Genomic DNA, 21,004 nt, shown 5'->3' on the forward strand with positions numbered 1-21,004 from the left:
TGCGTGCGCATGAATCCGCAATGATTGTTCGCGCTCGTTTCACGAGCCAGACCGACTTCAACGCGCGTGATCGCGTAATGCCTGCGCCGTTTGCGGATTGGCGGGAAAGAACGCTTCGATTGCCAGTTCGGAAAGCGTGATGTCGACCGGTGTGCCGAACACGGTGGTCGTGCTGTAGAACGCCAGTTCGCCAAGCACCGTGCGCACGCGCAGCGGCACGGCAATGTGGTGGGCGATGGGCTCGGCGCTCGTGTTCGCCACGCCCGGCGGGGTGGGATACGACGCGAGCTCCTCGTGCAGCGCGGCGAGCGCGGGGTCGGCGCTTGCATCGATCTGACGCTGCAGGCGCGTCAGCAGATGCGCACGCCACGCGTGCCAGTTGACGATCCGCGGCGCCATGCCTTCCGGATGCAGCGAAAGCCGCAGCGCATTGATGGGCGCGGCGAGCAGCGCGGGTGAAGCGTCGCCGATGAGCGGTGCGAGCGAGCCGTTCGCGGCGACGATATTCCAGTGGCGGTCCACTGCTACGGCAGGATAGGGCTCGTGCCCACGCAGCACGAGATCGACCGCCTCGCGCGCGGCGGCGAGCTGCGGGTCGTCGAGCGCCCGCTCGCGATAGAGCGGCGCGTAGCCTGCCGCCATTAGCAGCGCGTTGCGCTCGCGCAGCGGCACGTCGAGTTGCTCCGCGAGATGCATGACCATCTCGCGGCTCGGCAGCGCGCGGCCCGACTCGACGAAGCTCAAATGGCGCGTGGAAATCTCGGCTTCGGTGGCGAGCAGCAGCTGGCTCATGCGCCGGCGCACGCGCCAGTCGCGCAGCATCTCGCCGACGCTGCGGCGCACAGTGCCGGACGGCGTTGCAGGGAGAATGGAAGCGAGCGTGGTCATGGCGCCGATTCTAGCGAAACGCGTGGCCGAAGCGATTACGTATGAGGTAAAGAAACTGTCTGGCGCTGCCGACATCGGATATATGAAAACCTTGGGTTTATGTCCCTGCTGCATGCGTGGACGACGTTTACCGTGTGCCGCGCTATCGCCTAGAATGAAAAATCTCACGTACTGTGGCGTCGCGCTGAGGAGACAGCCATGAGGGAAACGGTTGCTGCTTATCTGCTCGGACCAGGCGTCATGTTGCTGGTGTGCGCGGTCATGTGGGCCGTGTCGCGCCGCAGCAGAGGCGCGCTCGAGGCGCGCCTGACTCGCTGGCTCGACGCGCATCGGCCGCACGGCATGCGCCACAAGCATTGAGCGTGCCAGCGCCGCGGTGTTTTGCGCGGGTTTGTGCGTTCGTGTCGTGGCATCGCGAGCGAATCGCCGCATTCGCTGCTACGTAAATTCCATAGCATTCCGAATCAATTGCCGGCCTGGTTTCCGGGTTCGTTTGCGTCGCTCCGGCGTACGGCACGCCCTGGCGCGTCACGCTTCGTCTGCCGTTCCCGTATCAATTCGAGGGAACTGACCGTGCGCCCCGTGGTCATTCCGATATTGCATACCGGAGCCCTCCATGACCCGTCCCGCCGATTCCTTCATCATCTTCATCGCCCGCATCGCGCTCGCCATTCTGTTTCTCTGGGGCGGTGCCATGAAGCTGCTGGGGTACGCGGGGTTCGTCGGCTACCTGCACTCGAAGGGCGTGCCGTATGCCTCGTATGGCGCAATCGTGGCGACCGTCATCGAACTGCTCGGCGGCATCGCGCTCGTGCTGGGCGTGCGCACACGCGCGGTTGCGTTCCTGCTGGCCCTGTACGCTATTGTCACGGCGATACTGGGCCATGACTTCTGGAACGTGACCCAGGCGGCGGCGCAGCAAGATGCGGTCATTCACTTCTGGAAAAACGTGGCGATCGCGGGCGGTTTCCTGTTGTTGAGCGTGACGGGCGCGGGACGTGCTTCCGTTGATGGCATGCGCGCGCCGCGCGGCGGCCTGCGAGGCTGACGCCTATGTATGGCGAGGCGCGAGTGTCGAATCACAACCACCGGGCAACCGGGTGTAAAGGGAGCAGGCCTTGATACAGAACTTCGACTTCAACGTGGCAGGCAAGACCGGGCAGTTCTGCGCGAGTCTTGCGGAGGACGGCACGCGGCGCGTGTTCATCAGCTATGCGGATACCGCGAAGACGCTGGTGATTCTCGACGCCACCGGGATTCTCGGCGCGCTCAAGGCCGAGCTCGAAGAGCCCGACCAGCTGATTGCCCACGCCATCCGCAAGGCGCAGAGCGATGGCTTGATCGCCCGCGCGATCGACTCCGGCACGATCCAGGAGGCGTCGCTGTAATTTGGCGCCGCAGTGCGCCATCACAGCGCGTCACGACAACTCGCACTGCATCAGCGCGATTCCGGCTCGTTCATCCGCGCAGGCGCGGCACGGCGCACGCGCGCATGCGCCGGATCGGTTTTCACGAACCAGGCGAGCCCGGCCGCCGTGAGCAGAAGCGCCGTCGAAACCGCCGTTTCCGCACGCAGGCCGGCCACCACCTGTGCCGCGAGCGCGCCGCCCGCGAGCGCACCGAAGGCCGCCACTCCCACCGCACCGCCCGCCTGACGCGCCGTATTGAGCAGCGCCGAGGCCGTGCCCGCGCGCGCGGGTTCGACTGAGGAAAGCACGGCCGTCGTCATCGCAGGCACGGCGAGGCCCATGCCCGAGGGAATCAGCAGGAAGGCGAGCAGCACGAAGGCGAGCGGCGTCGCGGCGTCCACGCCGACCAGTAGCGCATAGCCCGCACCCGCGATCAGCGCGCCGACGATCATCGGCCGGCGCGTGCCGTAATGCGCCACCACATGGCCGCTCACGATATTCGAGAGCAGGAACCCGCCGGTGAGCGGAATGAACGCAAGGCCCGCCTGCAACGGCGTTTCGCCGCGCGCATGCTGCAGGTAAAGCGCGAGCACGAACACGGTGCCGTAATACGTGAGATTCACGCAGATACCGAACAGCACGGCCGCGCTGAACGTGCGGTTGCGCAGCATGGCGAGCGGCACCATGGGGTCGCGCGTGCGCGCTTCGAGCGCGACAAACGCCAAACTCGCTACGAACGCGAGCGCAAAGCCGCCGGCCACGGCCCAGTGCGCGAAGCCGAGCGGCCGCCATTCGATCACGGCGCCCGTAAAGGCCGTGAGCGCCACGATGGCGAGGAGCTGGCCGCGCACGTCGAGGCTGCGCGCGGCGGGCGCGCCGGCAGCGGTGGATTCGTGCTGGTGGCGGCGCGGCGCGGGAATCCACGCGAGCGTCGCCCACAGGCCGGCCGCGCACAGTGGCAGGTTGACGAGGAAAATGCTGCGCCAGCCGAATGCCGCGATCAGCAGGCCGCCCGCCACCGGGCCCGCGGCGATCGAGATGGCGCCCGCTGCGGTCCAGAAACCCACGGCGCGTGCCCTCAGCCCGCGGTCGTGGCGGCACGCTTCATTGAGCAACGCGAGCGAGTTGGGCAGCATGGCCGCCGCGCCCGCGCCCTGCACCGCGCGGGCGGCGATCAGCATGACCGGATTGGCCGCGAGCCCGCAGGCGAGCGAGGCGAACGCGAACACGACAAGACCGGCGGCGTAGAGGCGGCGCGCGCCGTAGCGCTCGCCGAGCACGCCGCCCGAGAGCATCAGCACCGCGAAGGCGAGCGTGTAGGCGTCGACGATCCATTGCAGGCCCGCGACGTTCGCATGGAGATCGGTTGCGACGCGCGCGAGCGCGATATTCACAATGGTCACGTCGAGCTGCGTGACGACGAACCCGATGCTGACGGTTGCGACGATACGCGTGAGCGCGGGCGTGAAATGGCCGTGGGCGGGGGTGGGGTGTGAGGTATTCATGCGCCCATGGTAGGACGCTCGCCGGCTTCGACGTTTCAGCGCGAGGTGAATCGTCGAAGCCGCCGGAAAAATGGTGCCGGACCGGCCGGGCGCTCAGTGTGCGCTCAGCGTGCGTTCAGAGCGCCCGGCGGGGCATTTACGACTCCCGGTGCGGGTCCTTGAAGAACAGCGTGGTGATCGCGCCGAGCACGCAGATCGCGGCCACGTAATAAGTGGGCGCGAGCGGCGCGGACTTCATCAGCAGTGCGACGACGATCGGCGTGAGGCCGCCGAACACGGCATACGCCACGTTGTACGAGAACGAGATGCCCGAGAAGCGCACCACGGGCGGGAACGCGTTCACCATCACATACGGCACCGCGCCGATCGTGCCGACCAGCAGCCCGCTCACCGCGTAGAGCGGCATGAGCATCGAACTGTCCACGGCGATCTGGCGGAACAGCACGTAGTACGAGATCGCGAGCGCAATGCCGCCAATGGCCAGCACGCGGCGCGCGCCGAAGCGGTCCGCGAGCGCGCCCGCGCTCACGCAGCCTACCGTGAGAAAGAGCGTGGCCACGCAGTTCGCCAGCAGCGACGTGGTGGCGTCGAGATGGAACTGCTTTTGCAGCAGCGGCGGCGTCATGAGGATCACGACGACGATGGCGGCCGACAGCATCCACGTGAGCAGCATCGAGACGATCACGGCGCGGCCGTGGTCGCGCAGCACGGCCTTGAGCGGAATTTCTTCGGCGAGCGACTTGCGCGCCTTCATTTCCGCGAACACGGGCGTTTCGTGCAGCCACTGGCGCAGATACACCGAGAACATGCCGAACAGCCCGCCGATCAGGAACGGAATGCGCCAGGCATACGCGGCGATGTCGCTCGGGGCGTAGTGATGATTGACGGCCGCGGCGATCAGCGAGCCGAGCAGGATGCCGAACGTGAGGCCCGCCGTGAGCGTGCCGCACGCATAGCCGATATGGCGGCGCGGCACGTGCTCGGAAACGAACACCCACGCGCCCGGCACCTCGCCGCCCACGGCTGCGCCTTGCAGCACGCGCAGCGCGAGCAGCAGCACGGGCGCGAGCACGCCGATCGAAGCAAAGGTGGGCAGGCAGCCCATGGCGAGCGTGGGCAGCGCCATCAGCAGCACGGAGAGCGTGAACATGCGCTTGCGGCCGAGCAGGTCGCCGAAATGCGCCATGACAATGCCGCCGAGCGGGCGCGCGAGGTAGCCCGCCGCGAAGATGCCGAAGGTCTGCAGCTGGCGCAGCCAGTCGGGAATCGTTGCGGGGAAGAACAACTGGCCGATAGCCGGCGCGAAGAACACGAAGATGATGAAGTCGTAGAACTCGAGGGCGCCGCCAAGCGCGGCGAGCCCGAGCGTCTTGTAGTCGCTGCGGGTGAGCGCGCGCGCAGCGGCAGGCGTGCGCACGCCAATGTCTGTTGCTTGCATTTCCGAAAAACCAGGATGTTGTTATGTACGACGTTGCATGTAGCGCGTGAAGAACGCGTGCGGACGTCCGTGATGGCCGAATTTGCCTGGTGCGCGCGTGGCGCGGGGGCGGCGGTCGTCGGATAGGCGGGCGCAAGGGTGGGGGCACGGCAACAGCGCGTCCGCGCGGGTGGGCGGACGTGCCGACGAGTTCAGGCCAGCCGGAGATTCTACAGGAAGCTTGCCGGCCGCCAGACGCGGGCCTGGCCTGCGTCCGTCAGAGCGCGCATGGGCGGCTGTGGGAAAGCGCTGCGGCCGATTGGATTTCGGACTCGTCCGATGGGCAGTTTTTGCACATCTCCACAAAATTGCACGCTTCGATAGTCGATTCATAAAAGGACCCACTATGCGCATCGCGATTTTCCAGCGCGACGCTGCCCATCGCCAGCAACTCGAGCGCGTGTTGACGCAATGCGGTCACGCCTGCGTTCAGTTCAGCGACGCGCTCACACTGGCGAGGACGCTGGCCGCATCGACGGTCGACATGCTCGTGCTCGACTGGCAGGGCTCGCAGGTTGCCGGCGCCGAGTTGCTGAGAACGTTGCGGGCAGTGAACGGCAGTCAGATTCCGGTGCTTTTCGTCTCGGAAGACGCGTCCGACGAGAGCGTGGTGCGCGCGTTTTCGGTTGGCGCAGACGACTATGTGGGCCTGCCAGTGTGCCCTTCGGTGCTGCGCGCGCGCGTGAACGCGCTCTTGCGCCGCGCGTTTCCCGACCGCTACGAGAATATGACGATCGACGCGGGTCCCTATCACTTCGATATGCGGCGTCAGGCTGTCAGCGTGCATCGCAAGCCCGTGGAGCTTTCGACTACGCAATACCGGCTCGCCGCGCTGTTCTTTTCGAACATCGGCCGGGTGCTCTCGCGCGATCATATTTACGCGATGGTGTGGGGGCGCGAGTTGCATACGCTGACCCGCACGATCGACAGCCACGTGTCGCGCCTGCGTCTGCTGCTGGAGATCGAGACGCCGAACGGCTTCCGGCTCCAGCCGGTATACAAGAGCGGCTACCGGCTACTGCGCTTGCAGGACGAAAATGAGGCGTTCGCCGCCGAAAATGAGGAGCTCGAGCCGGCTTGAGGCGACGCGCGCACCGTTATGCGGTTCGGCAAAAAAAACGGCGGCACGCAATGCGTGTCGCCGTCTTTTTTGTTCGACGTGTCCGGTGCGGCGCGCGGCAACCTCAGCGCGCGAGGCCGAGTCCTTGCAGCACGGCGTTGCCTTCCGACGTGAGGCGGATGCGCGCGTCACCGGCGGCGTCCTGCACCTGCTCGACGAGGCCGGCTTCCTTGAGCATGGGAATTTCCGGTTTGGCGTGCGCATCGATCGGCGCATGCAGCAGCAACAGGAGGGTCGCAAGCTCGTGGTGGCTGAGCAAACGGCGCAACAAGGTGCGGCGAACGGGCTTCGCACCGGGCGCTGCCTCGCTGTTGACCTGACTCGTCGTCTGGATCTGCGGATCTTGCTGTTTCACGGAACCTCCTGCTGCATGCGTTTCTTCTGAGTGAAGCGATGATGCGCACGAAGACTTAAGCGATTCTTAAAACGCCTGGCGAAAATGTGTCAGCGCGCTACACAGCGCGCATGAATGTAAAAGGCTGTAATAGACGGGCGTCAAACTGCGAAAAAGCGCAAAAAGGCGCTTTCGGCACGCGCACGTCGCGGCTGCGGCGCAAGCCGCCCGTCAAATGCTCAAGGCGCGCAGGTTTTGCTCGCGCCCTCGATCCACAGGTTCGAGGCGTGGCGTTTGCCGGCGTAATAGCGGTAGGTCGTCGCACCGTTGTCGGTGCGAACCTTGATGACGTTCGAGTCGCCGAACTCGAGCATCTGGCCTTGCGGCAGCGGCGAGGTGGTAAAGCTGGCGCCGTGACGCTGGGCTTCCACGGTCAGGCACGAGATCACGTCCTGGACCGACCGGTTGGTTGTGGAATCGATGACCGGCTGACCCGCGTCCGGGTTGCTCTGAAACCACGCGCACGCGCCGAGCGTGAGCGAAAGGGCAAGGGGCACGGCAAGCTTCTTCATATTTCCCGGTATCCAACCAAATAGTCAGTCAATCATTATATCGGGAGCATCTCCCGTGCCACGGGGCTCGCGCAAAATGCCGCAAAACTGTCACGCACCGGGCATAGGTGTTGCGGCAGTGCGACGAGCGTGCGGAGCCCTACATAGCGGCACGCAAGATCCTACGGAGAGAGATAGACTATCTGAGGGGTGCCGCCTGGAAATCTGACGTGACGTCAGGAGAATACGCATGAACCGCCCATCGGTACGCTTTCCTGTTCGCGCCGCTGGCGCTGGCTCACTTTTCAGGTGGGTCAAGTGGGGATTCGTCGTCGCGTTTCTGGCCGCCCTCGTCATCATCGCGCGCATCGTGCAGATCGAAATCGATACGTCGCGTCTGCAGGCGCGCTACCTTTCCGAACTCACGCGTGACATAGGCTATACGGTCGAGAACGGGCCGAGCCACAGCATCCGCTTTCCCACCACGAACGGGCCGTACGACGTGCGGCTCGGTTATGCGCAATTGCCCACCTTCGCGAACCGGCTTGCGGAACGCGGTTTCGCGATCGCGGCGCAGGCGCGCGATTCGGATCGCATGCTCGCCGTGGCCGACCAAGGGCTTTTCCTGCCCTTCGAAGAAAAGGATCAGGCCGGGATCGTGCTGCGCGACGCGTCGGGTGCGACACTGTTCCATACGCGTTATCCGCAGCGCGCCTACGAGAATTTCGACGCGGTGCCGCCCGTGGTGCGCGACTCGCTGCTTTTCATCGAGGACAAGTACCTGCTGGCCCCGGATCAGCCGAACCGCAACCCGGCCATCGACTGGGGGCGTTTTAGCCGCGCGCTCGTCGACCAGGGGGCGCGCCTCGTGAACCGGCATCAGCAAACGCCGGGCGGCAGCACGCTCGCCACGCAGATCGAGAAGTTCCGGCATTCGTCGGGCGGCCGTACCTCGACGCCGCCGGAGAAGCTGCGCCAGATCGCGTCCGCTTCGCTGCGCGCTTACCTGGACGGCCCGCAGACCATGCCTGCGCGCCAGCAGATTCTCGTGCACTACCTGAATTCGGTGCCGCTCTCCGCCAAGCCGGGTGTGGGTGAAGTCAACGGTCTTGGCGACGGCCTCGCCGCCTGGTATGGGCGCGACTTCCGCGACGTCAACCGGATCCTGCGCGCGCCGCTTACGCCCGAGTCGCTCGACACGCAGGCGTTGGCGTTCCGCCAGGTGCTCTCGCTGCTGATCGCCCAGCGCGCGCCTTCGTATTTCCTGCAAAAGAACAACGACGCGCTCGCGAAACTGACCGACAGCTACATCCGCCTGCTTGGCGCCGGCGGCGTGATTACGCCCGCGTTGCGCGACGCCGCGCTCGCCACGCAACTCTCGCTCGACCGCTCGAAGCCGTCGCAGCGCGCGCCGGTGTCGTTCATGGAGCGCAAGGCGGTGCTGACGCTGCGCACTCAACTCATGCAGGCGCTCGGACTGAAGACGCTTTACGACCTCGACCGCCTCGATCTCACCGCCACGGCTACGCTCGTCGACAGCGTGCAGCAGGCCGTGGCCGAGCGCCTTGCCGACGCCGCGACGAAGGATGGCGCGCGTCAGGCGGGTCTGGTCGGCTTCGAGATGCTGCGCCCCTCCGACGATCCTTCGAAGATCGCGTATAGCTTCACGCTGTTCGAGCGCAGCAACGGCGAAAACCTCGTGCGCGTGCAAACGGACAGCGTGAACCAGCCATTCGACATCAATTCGGGTGCGCGGCTGAATCTGGGGTCGACAGCGAAGCTGCGCACGCTCGTGACGTATCTGCAGATCGTGAGCGCACTGCACGCGCGGTACGCGGCCGATGACGTGAAGTCGTTGCGCGCGATGCTGCCGCAAATCGATCCGAGCGACGCGCTCACGCGCTGGGCCGTCGACTATCTTTCGAAAACGTCCGACCGCTCGCTGCATGCCATGCTCGAAGCGGCCGTGGAGCGCAAGTATTCGGCCAACCCGGGCGAGACGTTCTACACCGGCGGCGGCGCGCAGAGCTTCAACAATTTCGAGTCGAGTGACAACGCGCAGATTCTCACCGTGCACCGCGCGTTCCAGCATTCGGTGAATCTGGTGTTCGTGCGGCTCATGCGCGACATCGTTCACTACGAGATGATCCAGACTTCGGGGCCGCCCGCGCAGTGGCTCGACGACCCGGCCGTGCGCACGCGCTTTCTCACGCAGTTCGCCGATGGTGAAAGCCAGGTCTACATGAAGCGCTTCTACACGCGCTACGCGGGCAAGAGCAACGACGAAGCGCTGGCGATCTTGCTGCAGCACACGCGCAAGGGCCCGGCGCGCATTGCGACCGTGCTGCGCAGCGCGAAGCCCGATGGCCAGCTGCCATGGTTCGACGCACAGATGCGCGCGCAACTCAAAAACACGAAGTTCCAGTGGCTCGACGACGAAGACCTCGCGCGCTACTACGACAAGTACGCAATCGACAAATTCAACCTCAACGATCGTGGCTATATTGCGGGCATTCACCCGCTCGAACTGTGGTTGCTGAATTACTTGCGCACGCACCCGGATGCGACGCTCGCGCAGGTTCAGGAAGCGAGCCGCGACACGCGACTTTATACCTACTCGTGGCTCTTCAAGACGAAGTACCACGCCACGCAGAACCGGCGCATTCGCCACATGATCGAGCTGCGCGCCTATGACGCGATCGGCAAGTCCTGGCGCTCGCTCGGTTATCCGTTCGACAGCATCACGCCTTCGTATGGCGCGGCGATCGGCGCGTCGGGCGACCGGCCCGCGGCGCTCGCGCAGCTCATCGGCCTCATATCGAGCAACGGCGAAAAGCTGCCGACGCATAGTTTCGAGTCGCTCGACTTTGCGCGCGGCACACCCTATGAGACGCACTTCGTGCATGCGTCCACGCCGCCGCAAGCGCTGGTTTCGCCCGAGATTTCGCAGGTGGTGCGCGAGTTGCTGACGGCGGTGGTGGAGGGCGGCACGGCCAAGCGCCTTGCCGAGGGCATGACGCTCCCCGACGGCAAGACGCTGCCGGTCTACGGCAAGACCGGCACCGGCGACCAGCGCTTCAACGTGTACGCGCCGGGCGCGCGGCTGATCGAATCGCGCAAGGTGAACCGCAGCGCGACCTTCGTGTTCGTGATCGGCAACCGCTTCTACGGCACGCTCACGGCATGGGTGCACGAGCCTTATGCGGCGCGCTACACGTTCACGAGCGCGCTGTCTGTGCAACTGCTGAAGTCGCTTGCGCCCGTGTTGCAGCCGCTGCTCGAATCGCGGCCCGCCTCGGATGGCGATGCGAAACCCGATCCCGTGCACGCCGCACAGCAGATGACGCTGATCGACCCGCAATCGGGTGAAATGCACCGTGTGGTGTGGAACGGCAAGGCGCTCGAGCTCGATTCGCACTGAATCGGGCTACTCGGCATCCAAAGCAAAACGCGGGGCTTGGCGCATGCGCCAAGTCCCGCGTTCTTTTTATGCGGTCAATACCGCTTCAATAGCCGCTAGGCGGCGGAGGCGCCGACCCCGGCGGGGGCGGCGGCAAATAGCGGGGCGCTGTCTGGAATTGCTGCTGCGGCGCCTGGAACTGCTGGGGTTGCGACATCGTCATGTTGCCGGGCGCCGGTATGCGGTTGCCGGTGGCGTACATGCATTGCAGATAGGCGTAGTCGTAGCGGCGCTGCACGTCCCACGCGGAGCCCTGGGCGTTGCCCATGCCGACCGCGCTGCCGGCAAGCAGGCCCGCGCCCGCGCCGATGGCCGCGCCCTGGCCCCCGCCGAATGCCGCGCCCGCGGCCGCGCCGAGCGCCGTGCCCACCACGGCGCTGCCGAGGCCTGCGCCGGTCGCCGCCTGGTTCGCGGTGACGCCGCCTACCTGCTGGAAGGCGAATTGGCGGCAATTCGCGTCGTCGGCGCGGAACTGGTCGAAGGTTTTGCCTGTGCCGGGCAAGGCCATCACGCTCGGCCCCGTGGGCGTCACGGCGCATGCGCTCAGGAGCCCCGCGGCGGCGAGTAGCGCGAGATACGTGTATTTCATTTGCGGCTCGATATCGTCAAGGTGGTCAGTTCGAAGGCGCCGGCTGGGCGGGAACCGCGCGCCAGCCCGACGAGCATTGCTTTACATACGGATAGTAGGTTCTCGACTCGTCGCAGTAGTACCAGGTGTCGGCGTTTGCCTGCTGCTCGCCCACTGCATCGCCGGGGCCCGGCTGCGGGTCCATCGGGGCGCCGGCTTGCCCCTGCTCGATGTAGTCGGGCGCCTGTGGCGGCGCGACGATGACGGGCGGCGCGTAGTAGTACGGTACGGGCGCGACCGGGTAGTAATACGGCACACCGCCGCCGATGAACACGCCGACGCGCGCCGCCTGTGCTACCCCGCATACGCCGACAAGCGCGGCCGCTGCGGCCCCGAGAAACAGTTTCGACCTTCTCACACACGATCTCCAGAAACGGGCAGGCTGGGGCAACGGCGCGCGCCAGCCAATTATCGAACGCTAAGACATCGGCGGAACCAATGCAATTACGCGAGTTGCGCCGATTTTTCGAGTTGTTACAAACGCTGGCAGGTTTATGGGGTGCGAAGCTCTCCCGGAGCGCAAACGGCGCGCAACGGCTGGCTTCGTGGCCCATGTTTCACGCAAATGCGCGCAGTGAGGGACGAGCGCGCGCCGCCCGGCTGTAACAATTGGATATCGATCTTCTTGCAGCTTGCGCCCTGCCTTGGCCATCAACAAATCGAAAAAGCCATTTCGATTTTCTGAATGCAGGCCCTTTGTTGGATTGACATAGACTTCTCGCGCCTCACTGCTGCAGCGCGCCGCTGTGCGTTCACATAATTAATAAGGACTACGACATGAGAAAAAATCTTACTTGTCTTGTCGCGATGTCGCTGCTGTCCGCGTCGCCGGCGTGGGCCGCGCTGGGGGGACACCCACCTACGCCGGAGTGCGTAGCGTGCCCGACGCCCGTCTCATGGCAGCCGGCAAGTCGGCCGTCGCCCGCTACACCGTCAATACCTCGACCCTTGCCAATGGCGCGACGATTCGCGAATACCTCGATGCGAAAGGCATCGTCTTCGCGCTCTCGTGGCGCGGCCCGCGTGTGGGATCGCTCGAAACGCTGCTCGGCAGCTATTTCCCCGCGTGGCAGAAAGGACTCGCCAGCGCCCACGCCGCGCGCGGCGGCGGCTATGGACCGGTCGCATTGCGCGAGGACGATCTCGTCGTGGAGTCGGGTGGTCATATGGGTGCGCTGACAGGTCGAGCCTGGCTGCCGCAGGGCTTCAGCACGGACGAAATCCAGTAAGGCAACGGGGAGACGCAATGAAAAGAATCACGTGGATCTCGGTGCTCGTACTGAGCTTCGTCCTGACTGCTTGCGGCGGAGGCGGTGGGGGCGGGGACAGCGTCGTGCCGGCGAAACCGGACGCAGGCACGGCGGGCGGCACGAGAGGTGCGGGCAACACGGTCCCGGTGCGCGTTTCGTCGGCGACGAGCGTGCGCAATTTCCCGCTCGTGAGCGTGACGATCTGCCAGCCGAACAGCAGCGCGCGGGCCAACTGCGCCACGATCGACAACGTGCTGCTCGACACGGGTTCGTTTGGCTTGCGCCTCTATGCCTCGGCGATTCCTTCCGCGACCCTCGCCGCGCTGCCGGTGCAGACCGATGCAGTCAGCGGCAGCAGCGTCGGTGTGTGTGCCGCTTTCGGCTCCGGCCACACCTTGGCCAGTTTGCGCAACGCCGACGTCAAGCTCTCGCAGGAGGTCGCCGCCGCCGTGCCGATCCAGGTGATGAGCGACCCGGCCATCGTGTCCGGCACGCCGGACGCCTGCGTGTGGAACACGGCGCTGAATTCGCCGGCCGTGCTGGGCGCGAACGGCATCCTCGGCATCGGTACCGCGCGCTACGATTGCGGTTCCGCGTGCGCGGCAGCGCCGCTGGAAGGCTATTACTACGCCGATACCCGCCCGGCCAAAGCCGTCGCGATGCCAGTCATGCGGCAGATCATCAATCCCGTCGCGCTGTTTCCCATCGACAACAATGGCGTCATTGTCGATATGCCCGCGGTCTCGTCGCTTGGCGCGAGCGCGGTGGACGGCACGCTCACGTTCGGCATCGACACCCAGGCGAACAACCCGTTGAGCGGCGCCGGCGCGACGGTTCTGGCCACGGACAGCTGCGGCAACTTTGTCGCGAAGTACAGCGGTTCGACGGCAGTCGCCGGATTCATCGATTCCCGATCGAACGCGACGTTCTTCGATGACCGCTCGATCATGCAATACAACGGATTCTTCGCGCCGCCAGTCGACTGGACGCGCAATGTCGTGCTGAACGATTCCACTGGTGTGAGCGAAAACGTGACGGTGAATATCGGCAACGCGTTCGCGCTACTCGCTTCCAGCAATTTCGCCTTCAACAACCTCACGGCTTACATGGCTCAAACGGTCGATCTCGGCCTGCCGTTCTTCCTGGGCCGGCGCGTCTACTACGGGATCGACGGCGCACGTTCCGCCGGCGGTGGGAAGGGTCCCTATGTGGCATACATGAATCGCTAGTTGCACGCGGCGACTTTAAAAGCGAAAGCGCACTGTAAAGTGCGCTTTTTTTATTACTCAATAACTGAGGAAATGGAATCTAAAACGTTTTCAGTATTGATTGCATGAAATGGCGTTTCAATTGCCAATTTTTCATTAAATGAATATTGGAATTGAAGCAGCTGTATCTCATGAAAAAAATATCGCGCGATGGCTAACGCGGGGCCGAACGAAAACGTTTGCCTTAGCACAAACCCCTGGTCAAGTTAACCAGATAGTGAGCCGATAAAACACGGGTAAGAGATGCAGCATCGAGGCGCCACGAGCGCCAAATAAAAAATCCGAGAGAAATCGCCCGAACCTGACGGCGGCACGCCGCAATCCGATTTGCATCGAAAGCGAACCCAATACGAGGGCAGGACCATGGAACAATCGACACCGGATCGTCAGATCGAATTACGCGAATTAAGCGCAGTCAATGCAGCGCTAAATCGTGTTCAGGCAGTCATTGAATTCGACCTTCAAGGCACCATTCTTCACGCCAATGAGAATTTCCTCGCGACGCTCGGCTATACGCTCGAGGAAGTGCGCGGCAAGCATCACCGGATGTTCTGCGATCCTGATTATGTGCGTACCGAGGCTTATCGGCAGTTCTGGGACCGGCTTGGCCGCGGCGAGTTCGACCGCGGCGAATACCGGCGCGTAGGGCGCGGCGGCCGCGAGATCTGGATCAACGCGTCATACAATCCGGTGATCGACGAAAACGGCCGGCCCTACAAGGTCATCAAGTTCGCCACCGATATCACCGCCGCCAAGCAGCAGCACGCGGAATACGAAGGGCGTCTGCGCGCCATCGACAAGGCCCAGGCCGTGATCGAGTTCGACACGGGCGGTGTCGTGCTGCACGCGAACCAGAATTTCCTCGATACGCTCGGCTATCGTCTCGAAGAAATTCTCGGCAAACATCACCGCACGTTCTGCGAGGAGTCGTACGCGGCCAGCCCCGACTATCGCGAGTTCTGGGCCAAGCTCAATCGCGGCGAGTTCGACGCGGGACGTTACAAGCGCATCGCCAAGGGCGGCCGCGTGGTGTGGATCCAGGCGACCTATAACCCGATCTTCGACGTGAATGGCCGGCTCTACAAAGTCATCAAGTTCGCCAACGACGTGAGCGCCCAGGTCGAGCTGGAAGAGAGCGTGCAGCGCCGCGCGCAAGACGATCAGCGCAAGGTCGAGAAGCTGCTCGGCGTGGTGAGTCGCGCGGCCGCCGGCGACCTCACGGGCGACGTCGAGGTCACCGGCGAGGAGCCGATCGACCAGCTGGCCGCCGGCATCAAGGGCATGATGAGCGACCTCGCGGGCGTGATCGGCAAGGTGGTCGAATCGGCGGGCACCTTCAAGGACTCTTCGCAGGACATCGCCGCGCGCGCGGACACCGTGGCGAGCGGCGCACAACTGCTCGGCGCGACGGTCGAGGAAATGAACGCGTCGATCGAGGAACTCACGGCGTCCATCAACTCGATCGCCGACAATTCGCGCGGCGCCGACCAGCTCGCCAAGGACACGCAACAGGAGGCGGAGCGCGGCGCGAAGGCCGTGACGCGATCGATCGAGGCGATGGAGTTGATCAACCGCTCGTCGGAGGATATTGGCGAGATCATCAAGGTCATTGGCGAAATCGCAAGCCAGACCAATCTGCTCGCGTTCAACGCGGCGATCGAGGCGGCGCGCGCGGGCGAGCACGGCCTCGGCTTCTCCGTGGTCGCCGATGAAGTGCGCAAGCTGGCGGAACGCTCTTCGCAAGCGACGAAGGAAATCTCGAAGCTCATCAACGAGTCGGTGAAACGCGTTGCGCAGGGCAGCGAAATTTCGAAGCAGGCGGGCGAAGCCTTCGAGAAGATCGTGGCGGGTGTGAGCCGCACGACCCAGGCGATTTCGGAAATCTCATGCGGCGCGGACGAGCAGCTCATTGCGGCCCGCGAGGTGAGCGCCGCGATTCAGCAGGTCGCCGAAGAAACCGAGAAGTCGGCGGGCGCGTGCGACACGATCGCGCGCGCGGCGGCGTCGCTCAAGGGCGGGGCGGTGGGTCTCGACACGACAGTGGCGCGCTTCGTGGTGTGAAGTCTGGAGGTTGCAGTGGATATCGATCAGGATGCCGAATTGTCGGTGCGTAACGCGCTGTTCGAGAAGGTGCGCCGGCATACCGGCATCGCGATGAACGAGCGCAAGTGGACCATGCTCAAGGGCCGCTTGCGCCGCCGCATCATGACGCTCGGGCTGCCCGACTATGGCGATTATTTGCGCTTGCTCGACGGCAGCTCGGACGAGGTGCGCGACTTCATCGATCTCGTCACGACGAACGAAACGTCGTTCTTTCGCACGCCCCGCATCTGGGAGTATCTGGCGGGCGAATTCCTGCCGCGATGGGCAGCACAGCGCAAGGGCGAGCCCTTGCGCGTCTGGTCGGCTGCAGCGTCGAGTGGCGAGGAGGCGTGGACAACGGCCATGCTCTGCGAGGAGTTGCGCTTGCTGCATCCCTCGCTACGCTATGCGATCGTCGGCACCGATATCTCCGACGGCATTCTTGCGAGTGCACGCGCCGGACACTATGCCGGCCGCAGCATGGAGAGCCTGCGCCAGCAGCGGCCGGAACTCGTGCAGCGGTATTTCCGCAGCGACGCGGCGGGCATCAGCGTGAACGAGCCCTTGCGCACGCACGTGAGCTTTCGCCGTCACAACCTCTACGACGTGCCGCGCGATCTCGGCCAGTTCGATCTGGTCCTGTTGCGCAATGTCCTGATCTATTTCGATCTCGAAGGCCAGAAGGCCGTGCTCGCCAACGTGCGGCGGGCGATGCGGCCGGGCGCCGTGCTGATCGTGGGCGAGTCCGAATCGCTGAGCCGCGTCGCAGCGGGATTCGTCTTCGAACAGCCGCTCATCTATCGCAATGAGGTACGTGAACATGAGCATCCAGCGTGACGTGCAGGTGCGAATGTGTGAAATCGCCGTGAGCAGCGGCGAGGAAGGGAAAATCCTGCGCGCGACGCTGGGGTCGTGCGTGGGCATCGGGCTTCTGTGGCGCTCGCGCGCGACATACGGGTTAGCCCATTGTCTGTTGCCCGAGCCCACGGGAGGCGCACGGGTCGCCGGTGCTCCGCAGGCCGGCAATGGCGCGAAGTACGTGATCGAAGCGTTGCCGAAACTGCTCGCCATGATGCACGCCCACGAGGCCCGCGAAGGCGATATCGAGGCTGTGCTCGCGGGGGGCGCGAACATGATGCACCATCGCACGACAATTCACGAACCGATCGGAGAGCTAAACGTTCGTATTGCGCGCCAGATGCTGGCCGACGCGCGGCTGAAACTCGTGCATGTCGACGTGGGCGGCGAGTGCGGTCGCCAGCTGAGCATCGACTGCGAGCAGCATCACTATGCTGTGCGCCACTTCTCGCGCTCACTCGAGCCGAAGTCCTCTGCGATGCCCTCGCAGTTGCCGGAACAAGGAGTCACTCGATGAGTCTACGCACGCTTGCAGCCGGCCCGAACGTGGAACTGTACGGCTCGTTCCATCTGGCGGGCACCGAACTGGCGCTGCCGGTGTCCGCCTTGCAGGAGGTCGTCAATCCGCCCGAGACGCTCACAGCGATCCCGCTTGCACCGTCGTATTTGCTCGGGCTTTTCAACCTGCGCGGCACGCTGATTCCCGTGGTCGATCTGCGGCAGCTGCTGCGTTTGAACGCCGAGAGCACGAGCGCGGCGCGCAAGGTCGCCATTGTCGAATCCGGCGGCGTACGCGTAGGGCTGCTGTTTGACGCGACGGGCGAAATTTTGCGTGTGCCGCGCGAGCAGGTCATCACGCTCGACGTGCCCGAGGGCAGCCCGCCCATGGCGATTGGCGCGGTGCTCAAGCTCGACGGCGGCGAGCGCATTCTGCAGGTGCTCGCGCCCGCGGTGCTGCTCAGTTTGCGCGACATGCCGCAGCTCGCGCAAACGGCGCCGCGCGCGGCCGAGCGGCGGGCGCACCAGGGGCAACGCCGCCAGAACGTATCGTTCAAGGTGGGCGCCACGGCGCTCGCGCTGCCGATGGACGCGATCCAGGAAATTATCCGCGTGCCGGCCTTGCAGCAGTCGCCGCTCGCCAACGAGGTATGCATCGGCATGCTGAACCTGCGCGGCGCGACGATTCCCGTGCTCGATTTCAGCGCGCTGCTGGGCTTCGCGCGCGCGAGCGGCGACGAGGCGCGTGTGGACGAGCGGCGCATTGTCGTGCTTCATCGCAACGACCTGCATTTCGGCATGCTGGTGGACGAAGTGGCGAGCATCGTTGCGTACCGCGAAGAAGACCTGCTGCCCATGCCGGCTTACGGCGGCAATGCGCAGCGCTCGCTGTTCGCGGGTTATCTGGCGGCCGAAGAAGATGGCGCGGGCGTGCTGCTCATGAACGCCGACGCGCTGTTTGCCAACGAGCGTGTCGTGGCGCTCGCGGCGGGTCATCGCGATCTGTATCGCAACGCTCTGACGCAGGCGGCGCAAAAGCGCGGTGCAGGCACGCGGCAGACGCTCGTTACGTTCCGCATCGGCCAGTTGATCGGCGTGCGCATCGCCCAGTTACGCGAGGTAATCGACTATCGCGACGACATCGTGCATACGCCGGGGCTGCCCGGCGTCGTGCGCGGCATGCTCAACCTGCGCGGCGTGCTCGTGACCGTGATCGACGTGCGCGCGATGTACGGCATGCCGCCGTATGAGGATCTCGCGCGCGCGAAGGTGCTGATTGTCGAATACGAGCGTGAAAAATACGGACTGCTTGTCGATTCGGTCGAAGATATCGTGACGCTGACCGGTTCGGCCCAGCTCGCGTTGCCGCAGTCGTTCACGCGCAGCGAAGGCGCGTGCGTGCGCAACGACATGCGCGAAGCCGTGGAACTGCCGGGCAAGGGCACGCTGATGCTGCTCGACCCCGCTTCGCTATGCGCGCGCGTGGCCGAGGAAGCGGCGGTTTGATGGCTGGCCAACCAGTGTGCGAAGCGGCGCGCCGGCTAGCGCGCGGCGCGTTCGCGCTCGAGCCGGCGCACCGCTTCACCCACGTCCTGGCTGAATTGCGCTAGCGCGGCGAGTTCGAGGTTGGGCGGCTGCAGGGCCGACCAGAGCGCATCCACGAGCCGGTCGGCCGTGGCGTCGATGTCCGTGCGGCGGTTGGCGAGCGTCGCGTCCCACAGCACGTGCTCCATGGGCCCGAACACCAGCGAACGCAGCAGCCGCAGCGGCAGGTCGTTGCGGATCTGGCCGTTTTCCTGGCCGCGCGCGAGCACCCGCATGAGCGGCGCCGTGTAGCGGCGCTGCATTTCCGTGAGCGCGTCGCTCAGATCGTGGTGGCGCGTGCGGCCTTCCGAGAGCACCAGTTCGCAGATGCCGGTGCCGCTCTCCAGCATCAACTGCAGATGCATGCGCACGATGAATGCAAACTGCTGGCGCACGGTGCCGTCGCGCGGCAGGCCGCCTTCGATCGCGGCGATCGATTCGTCATACCAGTCGCCGATCACGCGCGCGCACAACTCCCGTTTGCCCCGAAAGTAGCTGAACACCGTTGCCTCGGACACACCGAGTCGCTGGGCGATCTCGGCCGTGGTGGCGCGCGCGTACCCTTTTTCCGAGAACACCTCGCGACCCGCTTGCAGGATTTCCCGCACGCGCTGCTGCGACTTGCGGCCCGCCGGCTGGCGGCGCGAGGCGGGCAGGACGGCTTTCTGGGCAACGGCTTCCATGTTGAGCTTGATTCAATTTACGTCAGGGTGGAATTCATTATCTACGAAAGAATCGCCGCCAGACAAGGAAATTTCATCTGCATGACAACTTGAGCGTCACTCAGAAATACCTATTGACGTTAACGTAAATGTGGCGTGAAATGGGCGTCCATGGGGCGAAGCACCGCCCGGACCGAGATTCTCTGGAGACACACATGAGCAACGTACCCGGTTTGCAGTTCCCGCTTGGCGAAGAAGTCGAAATGCTGCGCGACAGCATCGCCGGCTTTGCGGCGAAGGAAATCGCGCCGCGCGCGGGCGAAATCGACCGCACCGACCAGTTCCCGATGGACCTCTGGCGCAAGTTCGGCGACCTGGGCGTGCTCGGCATGACGGTTTCGGAGGAATACGGCGGCGCGAACATGGGCTACACGGCTCACATGGTCGCGATGGAGGAAATCTCGCGCGCGTCCGCCTCGGTCGGCCTGTCATACGGTGCGCATTCGAACCTGTGCGTGAACCAGATTCATCGCAACGGCACCGAGGCGCAAAAGCGCAAGTACCTGCCGAAGCTCGTTTCGGGCGAACACATCGGCGCGCTCGCCATGAGCGAGCCGAACGCGGGTTCGGACGTCGTGAGCATGAAGCTGCGCGCGGAAAAGAAGGGCGACCGCTACGTGCTCAACGGCACGAAGATGTGGATCACCAACGGCCCGGATTGCGACACGCTGGTGGTCTATGCGAAAACCGACCCCGAAGCAGGGTCGCGCGGCATTACGGCGTTCATCGTCGAGAAAGGCATGAAGGGCTTTTCGGTTGCGCAGAAGCTCGACAAGCTCGGCATGCGCGGCTCGCATACGGGCGAACTAGTGTTCCAGGACGTGGAAGTGCCCGAAGAGAACATCCTGGGCCAGCTCAACGGTGGCGTGAAGGTGCTGATGAGCGGCCTCGACTACGAGCGCGCCGTGCTTGCGGGCGGCCCCACGGGCATCATGGCCGCGGTCATGGACGCCGTGGTGCCGTACATCCACGACCGCAAGCAGTTCGGCCAGGCCATCGGCGAATTCCAGCTCATTCAGGGCAAGGTTGCCGATCTCTACACGACGTACCAGGCGTGCCGCGCATATCTCTACGCAGTGGGCCGCCAGCTCGACACGCTCGGCAAGGACCACGTGCGCCAGGTGCGCAAGGACTGCGCGGGTGTGATTCTCTACACGGCGGAAAAGGCCACGTGGATGGCGGGCGAAGCCATTCAGATTCTCGGCGGCAATGGTTATATCAACGAGTATCCGGTGGGGCGTCTCTGGCGCGACGCGAAGCTCTACGAAATCGGCGCGGGCACGAGCGAGATTCGCCGCATGTTGATCGGCCGCGAGCTGTTCGCGGAAACGATGTAATCCCAGGCAACTCAGGTTAATCAAGGGAGGACG

General features: G+C 64.6%; 20 protein-coding genes. 12 read left to right on the forward strand and 8 right to left on the reverse strand.

Annotation, left to right across the window (positions count from 1 at the left end; translation table 11 throughout):
- Nucleotides 1-57: 57 nt before the first annotated feature.
- A complete protein-coding gene (locus tag U5A52_RS05010) occupies nt 58-888 on the reverse strand; it encodes a helix-turn-helix transcriptional regulator (protein ID WP_321911451.1) in 831 nt (276 codons plus the stop codon).
- A 198-nt stretch (nt 889-1,086) separates the two neighbouring features.
- Here U5A52_RS05010 and U5A52_RS05015 point away from each other — a divergent pair, with 198 nt between their 5' ends.
- The 3 genes from U5A52_RS05015 (at nt 1,087) to U5A52_RS05025 (ending at nt 2,276) form a co-directional block, all read left to right on the forward strand.
- Nucleotides 1,087-1,248 (forward strand): hypothetical protein, encoded by a 162-nt coding sequence (locus U5A52_RS05015; RefSeq protein ID WP_321934102.1) that lies wholly within the window; start codon nt 1,087-1,089, stop codon nt 1,246-1,248.
- Between the two features lie 256 nt (nt 1,249-1,504).
- Nucleotides 1,505-1,936: a DoxX family protein gene (locus tag U5A52_RS05020; protein ID WP_321911447.1), complete on the forward strand. Its 432-nt coding sequence runs from the start codon at nt 1,505-1,507 to the stop codon at nt 1,934-1,936.
- Nucleotides 1,937-2,006: 70 nt separating this feature from the next.
- Entirely contained in the window at nt 2,007-2,276 is a 270-nt protein-coding gene (locus U5A52_RS05025) for a hypothetical protein (RefSeq protein ID WP_321911446.1), read from the forward strand.
- A gap of 50 nt (nt 2,277-2,326) precedes the next feature.
- Here U5A52_RS05025 and U5A52_RS05030 read toward each other — a convergent pair whose 3' ends face one another.
- The gene (locus tag U5A52_RS05030; RefSeq protein ID WP_321934103.1) at nt 2,327-3,802 is read right to left on the reverse strand and encodes an MFS transporter; all 1,476 of its coding nucleotides are present in this window, start codon (nt 3,800-3,802) and stop codon (nt 2,327-2,329) included.
- A gap of 136 nt (nt 3,803-3,938) precedes the next feature.
- Nucleotides 3,939-5,240, reverse strand: a complete 1,302-nt coding sequence (locus tag U5A52_RS05035) for an MFS transporter (protein ID WP_321911442.1) — start codon at nt 5,238-5,240, stop codon at nt 3,939-3,941.
- Nucleotides 5,241-5,625: 385 nt separating this feature from the next.
- On the opposite strand from U5A52_RS05035, the gene U5A52_RS05040 reads away from it, so the two are divergent.
- Nucleotides 5,626-6,360 carry a response regulator transcription factor gene (locus U5A52_RS05040; protein WP_321911440.1) on the forward strand — a complete coding sequence of 245 codons (735 nt, stop codon included), beginning with the start codon at nt 5,626-5,628 and terminating at the stop codon, nt 6,358-6,360.
- A gap of 103 nt (nt 6,361-6,463) precedes the next feature.
- On the opposite strand, the gene U5A52_RS05045 is transcribed toward U5A52_RS05040, so the two are convergent.
- On the reverse strand, nt 6,464-6,733 hold the full coding sequence (locus U5A52_RS05045; protein WP_321911770.1) for a hypothetical protein: 270 nt from the start codon (nt 6,731-6,733) through the stop codon (nt 6,464-6,466).
- Between the two features lie 239 nt (nt 6,734-6,972).
- On the reverse strand, nt 6,973-7,305 hold the full coding sequence (locus U5A52_RS05050) for a hypothetical protein (RefSeq protein ID WP_201697413.1): 333 nt from the start codon (nt 7,303-7,305) through the stop codon (nt 6,973-6,975).
- 229 nt (nt 7,306-7,534) lie between these two features.
- Between U5A52_RS05050 and U5A52_RS05055 the strand changes: the two genes are divergently transcribed.
- A complete protein-coding gene (locus U5A52_RS05055; RefSeq protein ID WP_321934104.1) occupies nt 7,535-10,705 on the forward strand; it encodes a transglycosylase domain-containing protein in 3,171 nt (1,056 codons plus the stop codon).
- 85 nt (nt 10,706-10,790) lie between these two features.
- On the opposite strand, the gene U5A52_RS05060 is transcribed toward U5A52_RS05055, so the two are convergent.
- A complete protein-coding gene (locus U5A52_RS05060; protein ID WP_321911432.1) occupies nt 10,791-11,333 on the reverse strand; it encodes a glycine zipper family protein in 543 nt (180 codons plus the stop codon).
- Nucleotides 11,334-11,358: 25 nt separating this feature from the next.
- On the reverse strand, nt 11,359-11,730 hold the full coding sequence (locus U5A52_RS05065) for a hypothetical protein (RefSeq protein WP_321934105.1): 372 nt from the start codon (nt 11,728-11,730) through the stop codon (nt 11,359-11,361).
- 520 nt (nt 11,731-12,250) lie between these two features.
- Here U5A52_RS05065 and U5A52_RS05070 point away from each other — a divergent pair.
- The 6 genes from U5A52_RS05070 to U5A52_RS05095 all read left to right on the forward strand — a co-directional run bounded on the left by U5A52_RS05070 (nt 12,251) and on the right by U5A52_RS05095 (nt 18,834).
- Complete coding sequence (locus tag U5A52_RS05070) at nt 12,251-12,601, forward strand: DUF2844 domain-containing protein (protein ID WP_321934106.1); 351 nt, start codon at nt 12,251-12,253, stop codon at nt 12,599-12,601.
- A gap of 17 nt (nt 12,602-12,618) precedes the next feature.
- On the forward strand, nt 12,619-13,851 hold the full coding sequence (locus U5A52_RS05075) for a DUF3443 family protein (RefSeq protein ID WP_321934107.1): 1,233 nt from the start codon (nt 12,619-12,621) through the stop codon (nt 13,849-13,851).
- A 402-nt stretch (nt 13,852-14,253) separates the two neighbouring features.
- Nucleotides 14,254-15,951, forward strand: a complete 1,698-nt coding sequence (locus U5A52_RS05080; protein ID WP_321934108.1) for a methyl-accepting chemotaxis protein — start codon at nt 14,254-14,256, stop codon at nt 15,949-15,951.
- 15 nt (nt 15,952-15,966) lie between these two features.
- Nucleotides 15,967-16,809, forward strand: coding sequence for a protein-glutamate O-methyltransferase CheR (locus tag U5A52_RS05085; RefSeq protein ID WP_321934109.1), 843 nt, complete (start codon nt 15,967-15,969; stop codon nt 16,807-16,809).
- Nucleotides 16,793-17,347: a chemotaxis protein CheD gene (locus U5A52_RS05090; protein ID WP_321934110.1), complete on the forward strand. Its 555-nt coding sequence runs from the start codon at nt 16,793-16,795 to the stop codon at nt 17,345-17,347. The genes U5A52_RS05085 and U5A52_RS05090 overlap by 17 nt, the downstream gene beginning before the upstream one ends.
- Entirely contained in the window at nt 17,344-18,834 is a 1,491-nt protein-coding gene (locus U5A52_RS05095) for a chemotaxis protein CheW (protein ID WP_321934111.1), read from the forward strand. Before U5A52_RS05090 ends, U5A52_RS05095 begins: the two co-directional genes overlap by 4 nt.
- A gap of 35 nt (nt 18,835-18,869) precedes the next feature.
- On the opposite strand, the gene U5A52_RS05100 is transcribed toward U5A52_RS05095, so the two are convergent.
- Nucleotides 18,870-19,595: a TetR/AcrR family transcriptional regulator gene (locus tag U5A52_RS05100; RefSeq protein WP_321934112.1), complete on the reverse strand. Its 726-nt coding sequence runs from the start codon at nt 19,593-19,595 to the stop codon at nt 18,870-18,872.
- 194 nt (nt 19,596-19,789) lie between these two features.
- On the opposite strand from U5A52_RS05100, the gene U5A52_RS05105 reads away from it, so the two are divergent.
- Complete coding sequence (locus tag U5A52_RS05105) at nt 19,790-20,971, forward strand: isovaleryl-CoA dehydrogenase (RefSeq protein WP_158759228.1); 1,182 nt, start codon at nt 19,790-19,792, stop codon at nt 20,969-20,971.
- The last annotated feature ends 33 nt before the right edge of the window (nt 20,972-21,004 follow it).

The sequence above is a fragment of the Paraburkholderia sp. J8-2 genome, from assembly GCF_905220195.1.
In the GTDB taxonomy this organism is placed as follows: Bacteria; Pseudomonadota; Gammaproteobacteria; order Burkholderiales; family Burkholderiaceae; genus Paraburkholderia.